Raw genomic sequence first — 16,244 nt, 5'->3', positions numbered from 1 at the left:
CACCCGGTTACATTCCGAACCCGGAAGTTAAGCTTCCCAGCGCCGATGGTACTGCACTCGGGAGGGTGTGGGAGAGTAGGTCACCGCCGCACAAAACTTATGATGAAGGGGTCCAACCGTTGGTTGGGCCCCTTTTTCACGTCCCGGCACAACACACTCCGTGCCGTGGTATCCACGCCTTGCACACGCCTCCGCCCCACACTCGCGGCCCGCACACGCCTCTGGACCACCCCTCGACCAGCTTCTCAGGCGCCGGTGCGGCGAGCACCACGACGGGCGTGACCGGCGCAACGCGCACGGCCGTCTAGCCACGCCACCGCGCCTGCCGGCGACCCGGGGCCCGTGCGCCGCTGGCCACCTGCCTCCGGGCCACGCGTCCCGCACCCGCGGCGTTGCGCCACCACCTCGGCCGCGCTTCCCAGGCGCCGGTGCGGTGAGCACCGCGACGGGCGTGACCGGCGCAACGCGCACGGCCGTCCAGCCACGCCACCGCGCCAGCCGACGACCCGGACCGTGCGCCGCTGGCTACCCGGCCCCACCCGGCTGCCGGGACTACGTGGCCCAACGCCACACGCGCCGCGTCATCGCACGCGTGCCATCCCCGAGCCGCGTCCTGGCACCCCGCACGCCGCGCTTCCCAGGCGTGGGGTTGGCGGGCTGGGTGGGCCAGGGGTTTGGTGGGTGGGTGGGGTTTGGGGGGCAGGGTGGGGGCTAGATGTGGAGGGTGCCTGACAGGATGGTGATGGCGCGGCCTGCCAGGTCTACTCGGGGGCCACGGAGGGTGAGGTGGATGAGGCCGCCTCGGGGGGAGAGCTGGGCGGCGGTCATGGTGGAGCGGGCCAGTCGGGGACCCCAGTACGGGGCCAGGGCGCAGTGGGCGGAGCCGGTTACCGGGTCTTCGGGGATGCCTACCTTTGGGGCGAAGAAGCGGGATACGAAGTCCGTGGAAACGCCGCGGGCCGTGACGATTACCGCACGTGCCGCCAGCCGCGACAAGGCGGCGATGTCCGGGGATAGGGTGCGGACTTGTTCTTCGGATTCGAGCTCCACCAGCAGGTCGTCTTTTGCGGTGCTGACCTGCACCGGGACGGCGCCCAGTGCTTTTGCCAGGTCGGCCGGCGCAGTGGTGGGGGTCACTTCCTTGCTGGGAAAGTCCATTGTGATCATGCCATCTGTGGTGCGATTCACAGACAGGATTCCGCTGGCGGTCTCGAATTGGAGTTGGCCGCCCGCGGCGCCGGTCGAATACAGGACGTGGGCCGTGGCGAGGGTGGCGTGCCCGCAGAGGGAGACCTCGACAGCGGGGGTGAACCAGCGCAGTGAATTGTCCAGCAGGAATGCTGTCTCGGACAGGCCCATCTCGGCCGCTACCGCCTGCATCCAGGCCGTGGGCACGGCGGACTCCAAGAGGCAGACGGCCGCTGGATTACCTCTGAACGCCACATCGGTGAAGGCGTCCACGGTGTAGACACGCATGGTTTGGAGGCTATAGCCCGCTTGTAATCGAGCTGCAACCAGGGTGCTAGCCGTACAAAATGGAATAAGTGCTGGGCGTGTCGCATGGCGAACGAGGAATCGTCGGTTACCGTCCAATGTGTGGGGACGTGCCGATTACGGTGAGTTCCTGAGGAAAGGACATACCGATGGGGGCAGTGCGCAAGGTGGTGAGCTACCTTGGCCTGGGCGGCGTCGATCCTTACGACGAGGCCTACGAAGATGAGCAGTACGAAGACGAGTACATGCCGGCGTCGGAGCGGGCGGCCAAGCGGTGGAGGTCCACCGTCGAGTCGTCACGCATCGTGATGGTGCAGCCGTTGAAGTACAACGACGCGCCGACGATCGGTCAGCACTTCCGCGAGGGACAGACGGTCATCATGGACGTCACCGGCATGCCGATGCCCGAGGCGACCCGGATGGTCGACTTCGCCGCGGGACTTGCCTATGGGTGCGAAGGGCGGATCGAGCGCATCGCCGACCGTGTCTTCCTGCTCGCGCCGGCCCACGTGGAGATCGAGACCACCTAGGCGGCGCGAGGGCCGCGGCGGATCAACCGGTTGACATCGGTTGAGTCCTCCGCTGCCTGTTTGGCGCGGGCTTCGGCCTCGCGGGCGTAGGCGTGGAGAGCCCACACCGCGCCGTCGGCGAGTTCGCGAAGCTCGCTCAGTTGAGCGGTGACGTAACGACCATCCGCTTCGCGGGCCTGGTGGTGCTTTCTGAGAAGCCAGCCACCCAGGCCGATCATGGCCACGCCCAGCACTGCGAACAGGCCATGGATGAGGAAGGCGACCACGGCGAGCACGCCGAGGGCGAGCAGCGCGTAGGCCGCGATCGGCGGTCGGCGCGGGATGACGCCCGTCGCCACGATCTCCCGCTCCGCCTGTGCGAACGACTCCTGGTCCGGCCCTTCCGGGTGGAGCACGATGCGATGGCCCAGCAGCGACACGGTGACGCTGGCGGGTGGCGCCAGTTGGGTGTCGGCCTCCAGCTCGTCGGCGAACTCGCGCAGGATCGGCGCGGCCACGTGCAGGGCGAGCGCCGCGAGGTGCGGGTCGGCGCCGGGACGCAGGTCGTCCAGCAGATGCGCGGTCAGCGATCCCATGGGGCCCTCGGGGCCGCCGAGGCCGATCAGCGTGCGCAGGACCGCGATCGGCTCGTCCTCCGCCCATGCGGTGGCCGGGCTGCCGGCATTGTTCGTGAGCGGGGCCGAGGACTCCTGATCGGCCTGCTTGGCCGAGGTGATCTCGGCGCATCGGGCGCGTAGCCGGGCCAGGCGGGCGGCGGCCTGCGCGGGGCGGGCCAGTTCCGGGATCTCCGCCATTTCCGGAAAGTCCACGAGCGAGGCGGGCACGACCACCGACGGTTCGCCGGGCGCGAGCGCCCGTACCCAGTCGCGGGGATCGGCCTCTTCCTGTACGGCCAGCGCGTCCAGCTTCCTGAGCACGAAGATCTTCCCGGCCGGGCCGTACGCACCCCGGGCGGCGGCCAGCCACAACGCCCGCTGCCCATGCGTGACGGGCCGTTCGGTGGACAGCTCCCCGAAGGCGGTGCCGAGCCAGGAGGCGTGGATGCGGCCGCCGTGGCCGGCGACGGCGAGCGCGAGGCAGAGGAACAGCGCGGTCCTCTGCTGGTCGCGGCCGGCGGCTCTGGTGAGCGGTTCGATCGGATCGTCGCCGGACAGGATGGCCACCAGCGCTTCCACGGCGGGCGGCAGCCAGTATCCGGGTACGTCGTGGAGCTCGTGTGTCTGAGGCGGCGCGGAGCCGTTGGCGGCCAGGTGCGCCAGCAGGGCCTCAGCGTAGCGGTGAAGCTCTGTCGCAGCTGGGGGGCTTGCGGTCAGATCCGTGCTCAAGGCGGAAACTCCCCCAAATATCGGCCTCACATTCATGACCGCGTAAAGCCTAGCCGGGGGGCGCGCCAACGAGAGGGAGGCGCGCCCACCACGACGTCCGAAGAGGGCGAGAAACCACGCCAGCCTTGGGCGAAGCGGGCGTGCGCGTTAGCACGACATGTCTTACATACGGTCGGGTACCGGGACGCCCAGGAGCTCGAGTCCGGTCTCGATCACGCGCAGGGTCAGCGCGCACAGGGCCAGCCTGGACGCGCGGGTCTCGGCGGGGACACCCTCCTTGAGGACCGGGCACTGCTCGTAGAAGGTGCTGAACAGGCTCGCGGTCTCGAAGAGGTAGGCGCACAGCCGGTGCGGCTCGACCAGGGCGCCCACCTGCTCGACGACGCTGCCGAACGACAGCAGGTGGAGGGCGAGCGCGCGCTCGGCCTCCTCGCCGAGCAGGATCGGGCCGGTCACCGCGGCGGCCTCGACCTCACCCCTGCGGAAGATCGAGCGGATCCGGGCGGTCGCGTACTGCATGTACGGGCCGGTGTTGCCGGTGAAGCCCAGCATGCGGTCGAAGTCGAAGACGTACTCGCTGTCGTGGCTGACCGACAGGTCGGCGTACTTCACCGCGCCCATGCCGACGGCGTGGGCGATCTCGGCCTTGGTGACCTCGTCGTAGCCGCGGTCGTCGATGGCCGAGGTCGCCCGGTCCACGGCCTCGTGGAGCAGGTCCATCAGCTTGACCGACTCGCCGGAACGCGTCTTGAACCGCTTGCCGTCCTTGCCGAGCATCATCCCGATCTGGACGTGCTCGGCGGAGACGGTGTCGGGCAGCCAGCCGGCCTGCTCGGCGGCGGCGAACACCATCCGGAAGTGGAGCGCCTGGTCGGCGCCGACGACGTAGAGGATCCGGTCGGCCTTGAGGTCGTCCACCCGGTAGCGGATGGCTGCCATGTCGGTGGAGGCGTAGCCGTACCCGCCGTCGCTCTTTCTGATGATGAGCGGCAGCGGCTTGTCGTCGGAGCCGGTGAAGCCGGGCGGGAACAGGCACAGCGCGCCCTCGCTGATGACCGCGACGCCCATCGCCTGGAGGTCGTCGCAGGTCTTCTCCAGCATGGGGTTGTACATGCTCTCGCCGGCGATGTCGGCGTCGGTGAGCGTGACGCCGAGCATGTCGTAGAGCTTGTTGAAGTAGCGGATGGTCGCTTCCATGAAGACGTGCCAGAGCCGCATGGTCTCGGGGTCGCCGGACTGGAGCGTGGTCACCCGCACGCGCGAGCGCGTCTTGAACGTCTCGTCGCCGTCGAACTTGGCGCGGGCGGCCTGGTAGTACTGCGTGCTCTCGCCGGCTTCGAGCTGGGCGACGGCGGCGTCCTCGCCGATGTCGAGCAGGTGCTCGATGAGCATGCCGAACGGCGTGCCCCAGTCGCCCAGGTGATTCTGCCGGATGACGGTGTTACCGAGGTGCTCCAGCGTGCGGGCCATGGCGTCGCCCACGATGGTGGTGCGCAGGTGGCCGACGTGCATCTCCTTGGCCGCGTTGGGCGCGGAGTAGTCGATCACGATGCGCTGGGGCGGCGTGCTCTGGCCGACGCCCGAGCGGGGGTCGGCGAGCATGCGCCCGGCCTCGCCGGCGATCCAGGACGGGTCGAGCGTGATGTTCAGGAAGCCCGGGCCGGACACTTCCACCGTGCCGGGGAAGTCCGACATCTGCGCGCTGATGGCCTCGGCGACCTCCCGCGGCGCCCTTCGCAGTCGCTTACCCAGGCTCATCGCGACGTTCGCCTGGAAGTCGGCGAACTGGGAGGGCCTGATCAGCGGGTCTGCGTCGGCGTACTCGGCGCCGAACGCGTCGGCCAGCGCCTGCTGGACGCGCTCGGTGAGCACTAGCTGCGGGTCGGTCATGTCTTAAGGGTACCGGTGACCTTGACCGCGAGACTGATGGCGAGCGCGGCCACCACGGACACGCCGAGCGCGAGCAGGTCGTTGCTCACGTCGGAGGGCGCGAGCGCGAAGAACCACCTGGTCAGCGGTACGGCGAAGGCCACGGCGAAGAGCACCGCCATGGCCGCGATCAGCCCGATCTTCCACCACAGCAGCGGCCTGGCCACCAGGACCAGCACCCACCAGGTCGTCAGGAACAGCGTGATCACCGCGGTGGTGCGGTCCTGGGTGAGCGTGGAGGTCCCGGAGTGCGCGGCCCAGAAGGAGAAGAACACCGCTGCCGCGCAGATCACCCCGGCCGGTACGGCGAAGCGCATCACCCGAGGCACGAACCCGGGCCGGGACCGCTCGTTGCTCGGCGCCAGCGCCAGGAAGAAGGCCGGGATGCCGATCGTCAGCGCGTTGACCAGTGTCGAGTGCCGCGGCTCGAACGGGAACATCAGCCCGAGCACCCCCACCAGCAGCGACAGCACGATGGCGTAGAAGGTCTTGGTGAGGAACAGGTTCGAGACCCGCTCGATGTTGGCCAGGACCCGCCGTCCCTCGGCCACGACGTGCGGCAGCGTGGCGAACCGGTTGTCCAGCAGCACCACCTGCGCCACCGCCTTGGTGGCCGGGCTGCCCGCCCCCATGGCGATGCCGAGGTCGGCGTCCTTCAGCGCGAGCACGTCGTTGACGCCGTCGCCGGTCATCGCGACCGTGTGCCCGCGCGACTGCAGCGCCCCGACGAACTGCCGCTTCTGCACCGGTGTGACCCGCCCGAAGACGGTGTTCTTCTCCAGGATGTCGGCGAGCTTGTCCGGATCGTTCTCGGGCAGCGTGCGGGCGTCCACGGCCCGCTCGCCGCCCGGGATGCCGAGCCCGACGGCGATGGCGGAGACGGCCTCGGGGTTGTCGCCGGAGATGACCTTGACGGTGACGTGCTGGCGCGCGAAGTAGGCCAGCGTCTCCTTGGCGTCGGGCCGGATGCGCTGCTTGAGCGTGACGAGCGCGACGGGCTCGACCGCGCCGTGGGCCGCCAGCGCGGAGTCCTCCAGCGAGGAGGTACGGCACAGCGCGAGAACCCTTGCCCCGCTGGCGGCCAGTTCGGCGGCCCCCTCGTACGCCTCGCTGCCCGGTTCGAGAAGGATGTCCGGAGCCCCGAGCACCCACGGCCCGTGCTCGGCGAAGTCGGCGCCGCTCCACTTCCTGGCCGAGGAGAACGGCACCGACTCCGTGGCCGCCCACCCCGGCGGCATGGCGGGGTAGCGCTCCTGGATGGCCTGCGCGGTCGCGTTGGGCCGGGGGTCGACGTTGGCCAGGGCGGCGAGGGCCTCGCCGACCGGTTCGCCGCCGTGCAGGGGGAGCACCTCGTCGAGGTCCATGCCGCCGGCGGTGAGGGTGCCGGTCTTGTCGACGCAGAGGACGTCCACGCGGGCCAGGCCCTCGATGGCGGGCAGCTCCTGGACGAGGGTGTTGCGCTGGCCGAGCCGTACGACGCCGACGGCGAAGGCGATCGAGGTCATCAGCACCAGGCCCTCGGGGATCATGGTGACGATGCCGGCGACCGCGCCGGTGATGGCGGTGCCGAAGTCGGCCTGGTTGCGTACCTGGCTCCAGATGAGCAGTGCGCCGATGGGGATGACCAGGTAGGTGATGTAGCGGATGAACTTGGTGATGCCGTCGCGCAGTTCCGAGTGGGCCAGGCCGAACTTGCTGGCCTCCTCGGTGAGCTTGGCGGCGTACGCCTCGGCGCCGACCTTGGTGGCGACGAAGGCGCCGCTGCCCGCGACGGCGAAGCTGCCCGACAGCACCTCGTCGCCCGGCTGCTTGTGCACGGGGTCCGCCTCGCCGGTGAGCAGCGACTCGTCGATCTCCAGCCCTTCGGAGGCCACGACCTCGCCGTCGACCAGCAGCCGGTCGCCGGGGCCGAGCAGGATGAGGTCGCCCTGGACGACCGCGCGCGGCTCGATCTCCTGCTCCTCGCCGTCGCGGCGCACGCGCACCGGCGCCTCGTTGACCACGGCCAGCTTGTCGAGGGTGGCCTTGGCGCGCAGTTCCTGGACGATGCCGATGAGCGCGTTGAAGACGATGACCAGGCCGAACAGGCCGTTCTGCCACTCGCCGAAGATCATGATCAGCGCCCACAGGACCGCGATCACCAGGTTGAACAGCGTGAACACGTTGGCCCTGACGATGGCCCACAGCGACCGGCTGGAGCGGCGCGGTACGTCGTTGCGCGGCGCGGCGGCCACTTGAGCGGAAGTGAGTCCGTCCACACAACCCCCCGATGTTGTGGATCAGGGACAAAACACTACGGGGTCACCACAGACGGTGGGTGCGGTGGGTGGCGGCGACGCGCTCGCCGATGCGGGCGACGATGCCGCCCTGGGCGAGGTCGGTGGCGAGCTGGCAGGCCGCGCTGACGCCGGCCGCCTTCGACGAGCCGTGCGCGATGACGACGGTTCCGTTCAGCCCGAGGAGTACGGCCCCGCCGTACGCCTCGGCGTCGAGCCGGCGGTTCAGCTCGCGCAGCGTGGAGCGTTGCAGCATGGCGCCGAGCCTGGCCACGCGGCTGTCGCCGATGGCGTCCCTGAGCTCGCCGAAGGCGTAGCGGACCGAGCCCTCCATCGTCTTGAGCGCCACGTTGCCGGTGAAGCCGTCGGTGACGATCACGTCGGCGGCGCCGGTGAGCAGGTCGTAGCCCTCGACGTTGCCGACGAAGTGGATGGAGGGTGAGGCGAGGAGGAGTTCGTGGGCCCGGCGGACCAGCTTGTTGCCCTTCTCCGCCTCGCTGCCGATGGTGAGCAGGGCGACGCGGGGTTTGCCGATGCCGTAGGCGGTCTCGGCGTAGGCGGAGCCCAGGTGCGCGAACTGGACCAGCATCTCCGGCTTGACCTCGGCGTTGGCGCCGGCGTCCAGGAGCAGGGCGGGGGTGGGGCGGGTGGGCAGGGCGACGGCGAGGGCCGGGCGCAGCACGCCCTGCTGGCCTTTGAGGCGCAGGCGGCCCGTGGCCACGATTCCGGCCGTCGATCCGGCTGACACGACCGCTGAGGCGTTGCCCTGCCGTACCAGATGGCAGGCGATCGCGATGCTGGAGCGGGGGCGGCGCAGGCTCGCCAGCGCGCCCTCGTCCATGGCGAGGGCCTCCTCGGCCCGCACGATCGGGATCTCCTTGGTGGCGCCGTGGTCGGCGAGGCTCTCATAGAGCACGCGGGGCGGGCCGACGAGCACGACGGACAGGCCGCGCTCGCGCACGGCGTGGACCGCGCCGCCGATGATCTCGTGCGGCGCGTGGTCGCCGCCCATGGCGTCCAGTGCGATCGGCTTGATGTCGGACAACTCTCACCCCACACGCATCGTAGGCAAGTGGGGCGGCCGCCGTTACGCCAGGTTCCAGTCTGAGACCCCGCGCGTCACGATCACCTTGGAGAACGCGGAGGTTCCCGTCACCCGGATGAGCGGCCCGTCGCCCTCTACGCCGCCGGAGACGTTGCGCTTGCCGAACGCGGAACCGCCCTCGTCGACCACCCTGGCGTTGTCGGGCACCCGGACGATGACCTTGCTGAACCGGGCGGCGATCTCCAGCGTGATCTCGCGGCCGGGCAGGACGGCGTCGGACAGGTCCACGATCAGCGCGCCGAAGCGGGCGTTCAGGGCGGTGTGGCGGGAGGCGACCCACCGTCCCTTCCTGATGATCTTGCTGAACGTGGAGTTGATGTTCTGGCGTTCGACCACGACCGGCGCGAAGGTGGCGGTGACGTCGGGCAGGTCCGTGGTCAGGGGGACGAGTTCGCCGACCGTTTTGGCCGAATAGGCGGCATCCAACCGGTCCGCGTGCTCGACTGTGGTGAGTCTTCCGGTGGCCAGGGCCTCGCTCAGCACCGCGGCGACTCGATCGCGGTCGGCATCTGAGGCGCGCAGGACGGGATCGTCGGTCACAAACCGCAGTGTATGCCCTCTCGCGATATGTCGCGAAGGGCGAACCTCAGGAGAATCTTGGGTCCCAGCGGAACCAGAAGTGGCTTCGCACGCGTCCGGGTATAAGAACCCTAGACGCACGACTGGGTCGAGAGGTTTACATCCGATCGAACAAAAAAGATGGGAAAGGCCTAGTGATCTTGAACCAGGCAGGAACGCGACGCTTCCGGGCGTATACGTCCAAGCACCTCGACGAGCTGTTGCTGCGTGCGGGGCTCGGCGAGGAGGAGCGTCTGAAGGTGCGCGCCGTCGCGACGGTGCTGCCCTTTCGGACCAACGCCTACGTCGTGGATGAACTCATAGATTGGTCGGCAGCGCCCGACGACCCGATATACCGCCTCGTCTTCCCGCTGGCCGACATGCTGCCCGCGGCCGACGTGGCCAGGCTCGCCGACCTTCTCAAGGCCGAAGCGCCGGCCGCTGAGCTGAACGCCGAAGCCAACAAGGTACGCGCCCAGCTCAACCCGCATCCCGCGGGGCAGATGGAACTCAACGTCCCGCGCATCGGCAGGGAGCCGGTGCCCGGCATGCAGCACAAATATCCGGAGACCGTGCTCTTCTTCCCCAAACAGGGGCAGACCTGTCACGCGTACTGCACGTACTGCTTCCGCTGGGCCCAGTTCGTCGGCGACGCGGACCTCAAGTTCGCCTCCGACGACATCGAGCAGCTGGTGACGTACGTCCGCCAGCATCCCGAGGTCACCAGCGTCCTGCTCACCGGCGGCGACCCCATGATCATGGGCGAGCCGGTGCTCAAGCGCTACATCGAGCCGCTGCTGGAGGTCGAGCAGCTCGAGTCCATCAGAATCGGCACCAAGTCCCTGGCCTACTGGCCGCAGCGGTTCACCACCGACCCGGACGCCGACGACACGCTCCGCCTGTTCGAGCAGGTCGTCGCGGCCGGGAAGAACCTCGCCTTCATGGCTCACTTCTCGCACCTGCGCGAGCTGGAGTCACCGCTCGTGGAGTCCGCGGTGGAGCGGATCCTCGGCACGGGGGCGACCATCAGGACGCAGGCTCCGCTCATCCGCTCGATCAACGACGATCCGGCCATCTGGTCGGGGATGTGGAAGCGGCAACTGCGGATGGGGATGATCCCGTACTACATGTTCGTCGAGCGCGACACGGGGCCGCAGGACTACTTCGCGGTTCCGCTGGCCGACGCGTACGAGGTCTTCCGCGACGCCTACGCCTCCGTCTCCGGGCTCTGCCGCACGGTGCGCGGGCCCTCCATGTCGGCCACGCCCGGCAAGGTCTGCGTGGACGGCGTCACCGAGATCGCCGGTCAGAAGGTCTTCGTGCTTCACCTCATCCAGGCACGTGACCCCTCGCTCGTCGGCCGGCCGTTCTTCGCCCAGTACGACCCGCAGGCCGTATGGCTGACCGACCTGCGCCCGGCCTTCGCCGACCGCTTCCCGTTCGAGACCGGCGTCGCCACCGCCAGGCTGTCCGCCTGAGCGGTCAACCCCGAGCCCCCAGCCCGTGACCCAGGTGACGGGCCGTCTGGGGGCTCCTTCATGTCCGCGGCTCAGGCGCGGCCCGGCTCGTAGCGCAGGGCGATGATGCCGCACTCGAACGGCGTGGCCGAGACCAGCCGCAGCCGCTGAGGCGTGCCCAGGTCGGGGAAGACCGGCAGGCCCTTGCCGATCGCGGCCGGTTCGACCAGGAGGTTGAGCTCGTCGATGAGGCCGTTGGACAGCAGGCTCGCCACGAGGCCGGCGCCGCCGTAGGTGATGATGTCGCCGCCCTCGGCCGCCTTGAGCCGCCTGACCGCCTCGACCACGTCGCCCTCCACGGTCGCGTTGGCCCAGGGGGAGTCGGTGAGGGTCCTGGAGACGACGACCTTGGGCGTGTCGGTCATCCAGGCGGCCGACTCCTTGTCCTCGCCCTCGGGCTCGGCCGCCCAGTGGGGGATGAAGCCCTCGGCGAGCTTGCGGCCCAGGAGGATCGTGTCCACGCCGTCGGTGATGGCGCTGACGTAGGTGCTGAGGTCCTCGCTCCACGGGGTGGCGATCCAGTCCATCTCGCCGTCGGGGCCGCCCATGTAGCCGTCGGCGGTGATCTGGAGCTGAAGCTTGAGCCTGCGCATGTCGTGCATCCTTCCGGGGGTTCGTTCGACTGACTTCAGCCTGCCGGGCACCCCTTACGGAACGTTTAAGACATTCCTAACCTGCTCTGACGGCGCCTTCCGGTCGCGTACGGCTGTCGCGGAGTCGGCCCGAGCCGCGCCGGTGACGCTGTGAGGCCGCTCTGGGCGAGGCGGCGGGCCCCGGTGGCTCCAGGGGGTCAGAAGACGCGTACGGCGGTGCGGCGGGCTATCTGGGCCTGGAGGCGGGCCATCTGCCAGTGGAGTTCGATGAGTTGCTCGGCCAGCTGGGCCCGGGGTATCTCGGAAGGGTCCTCGATGGCCAGGTGGTCAATCGCGGACGACAGCTCTCGCATCGCGCGCCCCCATTCCATCACGTGTCCTCAGGCGATCGAATTAACGTTCGAATCCTATCGGAACTTGTGGGGGCGCGTCAGCGATTTGGGGTCGGTGGCGCTCAGGTTTCGTACACAGGTGCGAGATACCCGCGGGCCAGGGTGTTGGCGGTGATGTTGAAGCCCACGACCGCCGCCGGGGTGTCCGGGTCCAGGCCCAGGGACTCCACGCTCAGCGCGTGCACGGCGAACAGGTAGCGGTGGGGGAAGCCGGGGGGCGGGGCGGCGCCGCCGTACGCCTTGGTGCCGAAGTCGTTGCGGGCGTGCACGCCCGTCTTCGCGTCGGCGGCGCCGGCGCCCGCCGGGAGCTCGGTGAGGTCGGCGGGCAGGTCGAACAGCAGCCAGTGCCAGAACCCGCTGCCCGTCGGCGCGTCGGGGTCGAAGCAGGTCACCGCGTAGCTGCGGGTGCCCTCGGGGGCGCCGGACCAGCGCAGGTGCGGGGACTGGTTGCCACCGGTCATGCCCCAGTCGTCGAACACCTGGGTCTCGGCCAGGCGTTCGCCGTCGCGTACGTCGTCGCTCTCGACGGTGAGGATGGGAACCTCGGGCAGGAAGTCGTAGGGGATCGGTGGCCGCGCGGACATGTCTACCTCCGAAGGACGGGATCTTACGCTCCCATCTTTATCGGAGATCAGCCCTTGTTGTAGGCCGCCATCACTTCCTTGGGGTCACCGTCCATCTTGATCTTGCCCTTGTGCAGCCAGATGACCCGGTTGCAGGTCTCCTCGATGACCTTGTGGTCGTGGGAGACGAGGAAGACGGTCCCGGCCGACTCGCGGATCTGCTTGATGCGCTCCTGGCTCTTCTTGCGGAACTCGCGGTCTCCGGTCGCCAGCGCCTCGTCGATGAGGAGCACGTCGTGGGTCTTGGCGCTGGAGATGGCGAAGCGCAGGCGGGCGCCCATGCCGGAGGAGTAGGTGGACATCGGGAGCTGGACGAAGTCATCGATGCCGGAGAAGTCGACGATCTCCTGGTACTTCTCCTTGACCTCGGCCGGGGTCATGCCCATGGCGTAGCAGCCCAGGACGATGTTGCGCTCGCCGGTGAGCTCGCGCATGAGCGCGGCGTTGACGCCCAGCAGGGACGGCTGGCCGTCGGTGTAGACGGCGCCCGAGTGGGGCGGCAGGAGGCCGGCGATGGCGCGCAGGAGCGTGGACTTGCCCGAGCCGTTGCGGCCGACGATGCCGATGGCGTCGCCGTGGTAGGCCACGAAGGAGACGCCCTTGACGGCGTGCACCTCCTTCATCTGCGGGCGGCCCTGGCGCTTGAGCATGCGCACCAGCGCGCTGACCGCGTTGCCCTTCTCGTGGTCGGAGGCGGCGCTGTAGACGCGGTAGACGATGTGGAGGTCGTCCACGACCACGGTCGGAGTGCCCGTCGGGGCGTCCACAGGCTTGTGACCGGTGGGCTCCGGGTTGGGGTACACCCTGACGTCCTTGCTCGCGGCGACGCCGGGCTCCTCGCCCTTCACCTGTGACAACTCCTCCGTCAGCTCAGCCACGCCCGTACCTCTCCTCGGCCCGCCAGAAGTACCAGAAGCCGAAAACGAGAGCGAACACCGCCCAGAATACGCAGCTCCACATGACCCACGGTGGGGGGATGTGCTGCTGGATGAGGATGTCACGCATGAACTCGATGTAGGAGGCTGCCGGGTTGATGTACATCACGTCGGCTACCCACTGGGGGAGATGGGCGGTCTGGACGACCTTCTCCTGGATGGAGAAGAAGACGCCGGACGCGTAGAGCCAGGTGCGCATGACGAACGGCAGCAACTGGTTCATGTCGCGCATGGAGGCGCCCACGCGGGCCATCACGAGGCTGGCGCCGATGTTGAACATCGACTGCAGTGCCAACACGATCGGGATCATCAGCCAGAACCACGTGGGGAGCTCGCCGGTGATCATGACGATGACGAGCAGCACGCCCATCGAGATCAGTAGCTGCTGCAGTTCCTGGATCGTGTAGGCCAGGGGCAGCGCCGCGCGCGGGAAGTGCAGCGCGCGGATGAGCGAGAGGTTGCCGGAGATCGACTTGGCGCCCGCGGTCACCGAGCGTTGCGTGTAGGTGAAGACGAACATCCCGGTGAGCAGGAAGGCGGGGTAGTTCTGGATGTTGCCCTTGCCGCCCAGGATGAGGCCGAACATCACGTAGTAGATCGCCGCGTTGAGCAGGGGCGTGAGCACCTGCCAGAGCTGGCCGAGGGCGGAGCTGGAGTACTTCGAGACGTTGCGCGAGGTCGCGTACGTCATCATGAAGTGCCGCCGCTCCCAGAGCTGGCGCAGGTAGACGTGGAACCTCGGCCGTGCGATGGCACGGCGAAGCCCGTATCTCTTGGCGAGCTTGGCCAGCGGCTCCTGCGTGCCTCGGCCGCCCGCCTGGGCGTCCGCGACCGCGGATTCCGGCTGGCTCATGGCATGGACTCTATTGGATTCGGCTCGGTGGGGTGCCTGTCACGGCAGTTCGCCGCGGTCTGTTGGACGGGTTTTGCGGGCCGCTGGGTTCCCGTACCCCCTCAGCACAGCAGTTCTCCGGTCAACGCCCCAAGTAGATGGCCTGAGCACACCCTCCCGAGGGGTATTTTTACTCAACTGTTCACGTCCTGACGTGTCCTATTACGCGTGGTTGGTGGCTTTTTGCGCGTCTTGTGGGAAATGTCTGTGACGTTGGATAGGCGCACGTGTGACCGAACTGCAACGCGCCAGAGACTCCCTGGTGGCAAGTAGTGAGGGATAGTCGCGATCGACTGGCAGGGCGTCGGCTGGTTTGACCATGTCAGCCAAACCCGGGGGATTACAAGGACCCCCCGTCAGGCTGCTCTGGATCATCGCAGCTCAGCGCTAACGCCCACCTGGTAGAGGGAGGAAAGTTCTCACAATGCGTGTTACTAAGGGCGCACAGATCGTCGCCGGTACCGCGCTGCTCGCCCTCGCGGTTGCCGCGTGTGGCGGCGGTGCCACGGAAGGTGGCAACACTGCCGCGGGCGGCAGCGACACGCCGGTCCGCATGGAGCTGGGAGAGCCGCAGGAGCTTCTGGTTCCGACCAACACGACCGAGTCCGAGGGCTCCGAGGCTCTCGCGGCCGTGTTCGAGCCGCTCGTCAACTACGACGAGAACAAGAAGGCTGTCGAGGCCGCCGCCGAGTCGATCACCTCCGAGGACCAGAAGGTCTGGACGATCAAGCTCAAGGCAGGCAACACCTGGCACAACGGTGAGCCGGTCATCGCGCAGAACTACGTGGACGCGTGGAACTACGCGGCCAACCAGGAGAACGCCCAGTCCGCCGGATACTTCTTCGGCCGCGTCGACGGCTTCGCCGACCTCAACCCCGGCGAGGGCAAGCAGGTCACCGCGAAGGGCATGAAGGGTCTGGAGGCTGTCGACGACACGACGCTGAAGGTCACGCTGGCCGCGCCGTTCTCGCAGTTCAAGACGCTCCTCGGGTACACCGCGTTCTACCCGCTGCCCAAGGCCGCCTTCGGTCCTGACGGCAAGGTCACCACCGAGTACGGCGAGAAGCCCATCGGCCAGGGTCTGTTCAAGATGGACAAGCCCTACAAGAAGGGCACCGACCAGACGATCGACCTGTCGGTCTACGACGGCTACAAGGGCCCCAAGCCCAAGGGCTGGACCAAGCTGCAGTTCAAGCTGTACACCAGCGCGGAGACCTCGTTCAACGACCTTCAGGCCGAGAACCTGGACATCCACGACTCCCTGCCGCCGTCGGCGATCGCCACCGCCAAGACCGCCCTGGGCGAGCGCTACCAGGACCAGCCTGACGCCGGCATCGGCTACATCGGCGTCCCGCTGCAGTACAACCCCGACTTCAAGAACGCCGACGTGCGCAAGGCCATCTCGATGGCCATCGACAGGAAGACCATCGCCGAGACGGTCTTCTCCGGCACCCGCGCGCCGGCCGACGACTTCATCAACCCGGCCATCGACGGTTACCGCCAGGGCGCCTGCGCCGCCTGCGCGTACAACCCGGCCGAGGCGAAGAAGCTCTACGAGTCCGCCAAGGGCCCGGCGAAGCTGGAGCTCGGCTACAACGCCGACGGCGGTCACAAGGAGTGGATCGAGGCCGTCGCCAACAACCTGCGCGCCAACCTCGGCGTCGAGGTGACGCCGAAGCCGTTCGAGAAGTTCCAGGCCATCCTGGACGAGCTGGACGCGAAGAAGTACACGGGTCTGTTCCGTATGGGCTGGGCGATCGACTACCCGTCCGCGGAGAACTACCTGACCCCGATCTTCGGGACCGGCGCCATCAAGACCGGCTCGAACTACGGCGGCTACACCAGCAAGGAGTTCGACGACCTGCTCTCCAAGGGCGACCAGGCGGCGACTCCGGAGGAGGGCCTGAAGTTCTACCAGCAGGCCGACGACATCCTGAACAAGGAACTGCCGTACATCCCGGTGTACTTCTACCGGAACAACTCCGGCTACTCCACCAAGGTCAAGAACGTCAAGATCAACCTGCTGAACCAGGTCGAGTGGTCCCAGGTCGAGAAGGCCTGACGTTGTTCCCCGG

The 16,244-nt window shown here is 68.3% G+C and carries 14 protein-coding genes and 1 rRNA gene; 4 read left to right on the top strand and 11 right to left on the bottom strand.

What is annotated here, in order from left to right; all coding sequences use genetic code 11:
- Positions 1-92 (top strand): 5S ribosomal RNA (rrf, locus tag ACIBEJ_RS52130); the annotation flags it as partial.
- A gap of 619 nt (positions 93-711) precedes the next feature.
- Here the strand turns inward: rrf and ACIBEJ_RS52125 are convergent.
- On the bottom strand, positions 712-1,476 hold the full coding sequence (locus ACIBEJ_RS52125) for a PhzF family phenazine biosynthesis protein (protein WP_397190515.1): 765 nt from the start codon (positions 1,474-1,476) through the stop codon (positions 712-714).
- A 167-nt stretch (positions 1,477-1,643) separates the two neighbouring features.
- On the opposite strand from ACIBEJ_RS52125, the gene ACIBEJ_RS52120 reads away from it, so the two are divergent.
- The gene (locus tag ACIBEJ_RS52120; protein ID WP_397190514.1) at positions 1,644-2,024 is read left to right on the top strand and encodes a cell division protein SepF; all 381 of its coding nucleotides are present in this window, start codon (positions 1,644-1,646) and stop codon (positions 2,022-2,024) included.
- On the opposite strand, the gene ACIBEJ_RS52115 is transcribed toward ACIBEJ_RS52120, so the two are convergent.
- From ACIBEJ_RS52115 to ACIBEJ_RS52095, 5 genes are all read right to left on the bottom strand, one after another.
- Complete coding sequence (locus ACIBEJ_RS52115; protein ID WP_397190513.1) at positions 2,021-3,349, bottom strand: hypothetical protein; 1,329 nt, start codon at positions 3,347-3,349, stop codon at positions 2,021-2,023. The genes ACIBEJ_RS52120 and ACIBEJ_RS52115 overlap by 4 nt on opposite strands.
- A gap of 162 nt (positions 3,350-3,511) precedes the next feature.
- Positions 3,512-5,239: an arginine--tRNA ligase gene (argS, locus tag ACIBEJ_RS52110; protein ID WP_397190512.1), complete on the bottom strand. Its 1,728-nt coding sequence runs from the start codon at positions 5,237-5,239 to the stop codon at positions 3,512-3,514.
- Complete coding sequence (locus tag ACIBEJ_RS52105) at positions 5,236-7,536, bottom strand: HAD-IC family P-type ATPase (RefSeq protein WP_397190511.1); 2,301 nt, start codon at positions 7,534-7,536, stop codon at positions 5,236-5,238. The genes argS and ACIBEJ_RS52105 overlap by 4 nt, the downstream gene beginning before the upstream one ends.
- Before the next feature lie 43 nt (positions 7,537-7,579).
- Positions 7,580-8,599 (bottom strand): phosphate acyltransferase PlsX, encoded by a 1,020-nt coding sequence (gene plsX, locus ACIBEJ_RS52100; RefSeq protein ID WP_397190510.1) that lies wholly within the window; start codon positions 8,597-8,599, stop codon positions 7,580-7,582.
- 42 nt (positions 8,600-8,641) lie between these two features.
- Positions 8,642-9,199 carry a DUF1707 domain-containing protein gene (locus ACIBEJ_RS52095; protein ID WP_397190509.1) on the bottom strand — a complete coding sequence of 186 codons (558 nt, stop codon included), beginning with the start codon at positions 9,197-9,199 and terminating at the stop codon, positions 8,642-8,644.
- Between the two features lie 173 nt (positions 9,200-9,372).
- On the opposite strand from ACIBEJ_RS52095, the gene ACIBEJ_RS52090 reads away from it, so the two are divergent.
- Positions 9,373-10,695 carry a KamA family radical SAM protein gene (locus ACIBEJ_RS52090; RefSeq protein ID WP_397190508.1) on the top strand — a complete coding sequence of 441 codons (1,323 nt, stop codon included), beginning with the start codon at positions 9,373-9,375 and terminating at the stop codon, positions 10,693-10,695.
- Positions 10,696-10,766: 71 nt separating this feature from the next.
- On the opposite strand, the gene ACIBEJ_RS52085 is transcribed toward ACIBEJ_RS52090, so the two are convergent.
- The 5 genes from ACIBEJ_RS52085 to ACIBEJ_RS52065 form a co-directional block, all read right to left on the bottom strand.
- A complete protein-coding gene (locus ACIBEJ_RS52085) occupies positions 10,767-11,327 on the bottom strand; it encodes a dihydrofolate reductase family protein (RefSeq protein WP_397190507.1) in 561 nt (186 codons plus the stop codon).
- A gap of 197 nt (positions 11,328-11,524) precedes the next feature.
- Positions 11,525-11,698: a hypothetical protein gene (locus tag ACIBEJ_RS52080; protein WP_397190506.1), complete on the bottom strand. Its 174-nt coding sequence runs from the start codon at positions 11,696-11,698 to the stop codon at positions 11,525-11,527.
- A gap of 83 nt (positions 11,699-11,781) precedes the next feature.
- Positions 11,782-12,303, bottom strand: a complete 522-nt coding sequence (locus ACIBEJ_RS52075) for a YbhB/YbcL family Raf kinase inhibitor-like protein (RefSeq protein WP_397190505.1) — start codon at positions 12,301-12,303, stop codon at positions 11,782-11,784.
- A 47-nt stretch (positions 12,304-12,350) separates the two neighbouring features.
- Positions 12,351-13,220 carry an ABC transporter ATP-binding protein gene (locus ACIBEJ_RS52070; protein WP_397190504.1) on the bottom strand — a complete coding sequence of 290 codons (870 nt, stop codon included), beginning with the start codon at positions 13,218-13,220 and terminating at the stop codon, positions 12,351-12,353.
- The gene (locus tag ACIBEJ_RS52065; RefSeq protein ID WP_397190503.1) at positions 13,213-14,130 is read right to left on the bottom strand and encodes an ABC transporter permease; all 918 of its coding nucleotides are present in this window, start codon (positions 14,128-14,130) and stop codon (positions 13,213-13,215) included. The genes ACIBEJ_RS52070 and ACIBEJ_RS52065 overlap by 8 nt, the downstream gene beginning before the upstream one ends.
- A gap of 463 nt (positions 14,131-14,593) precedes the next feature.
- Here ACIBEJ_RS52065 and ACIBEJ_RS52060 point away from each other — a divergent pair, with 463 nt between their 5' ends.
- The gene (locus tag ACIBEJ_RS52060) at positions 14,594-16,231 is read left to right on the top strand and encodes an ABC transporter substrate-binding protein (protein ID WP_397190502.1); all 1,638 of its coding nucleotides are present in this window, start codon (positions 14,594-14,596) and stop codon (positions 16,229-16,231) included.
- Positions 16,232-16,244 lie beyond the last annotated feature (13 nt).

This window comes from Nonomuraea sp. NPDC050790 (assembly GCF_044456745.1).
Classification (GTDB): Bacteria; Actinomycetota; Actinomycetes; order Streptosporangiales; family Streptosporangiaceae; genus Nonomuraea.
This window is presented reverse-complemented; position numbering and strand designations above follow the sequence as displayed.

Bases quoted from the DNA above. Each gene is read 5' to 3' on its own strand.
- argS (WP_397190512.1), bottom strand. From the start codon at position 5,239: ATGACCGACCCGCAGCTAGTGCTCACCGAGCGCGTCCAGCAGGCGCTG.
- ACIBEJ_RS52075 (WP_397190505.1), bottom strand. From the start codon at position 12,303: ATGTCCGCGCGGCCACCGATCCCCTACGACTTCCTGCCCGAGGTTCCC.
- ACIBEJ_RS52120 (WP_397190514.1), top strand. From the start codon at position 1,644: ATGGGGGCAGTGCGCAAGGTGGTGAGCTACCTTGGCCTGGGCGGCGTC.
- ACIBEJ_RS52080 (WP_397190506.1), bottom strand. From the start codon at position 11,698: ATGGAATGGGGGCGCGCGATGCGAGAGCTGTCGTCCGCGATTGACCAC.
- ACIBEJ_RS52125 (WP_397190515.1), bottom strand. From the start codon at position 1,476: ATGCGTGTCTACACCGTGGACGCCTTCACCGATGTGGCGTTCAGAGGT.
- ACIBEJ_RS52085 (WP_397190507.1), bottom strand. From the start codon at position 11,327: ATGCGCAGGCTCAAGCTTCAGCTCCAGATCACCGCCGACGGCTACATG.
- ACIBEJ_RS52060 (WP_397190502.1), top strand. From the start codon at position 14,594: ATGCGTGTTACTAAGGGCGCACAGATCGTCGCCGGTACCGCGCTGCTC.
- ACIBEJ_RS52065 (WP_397190503.1), bottom strand. From the start codon at position 14,130: ATGAGCCAGCCGGAATCCGCGGTCGCGGACGCCCAGGCGGGCGGCCGA.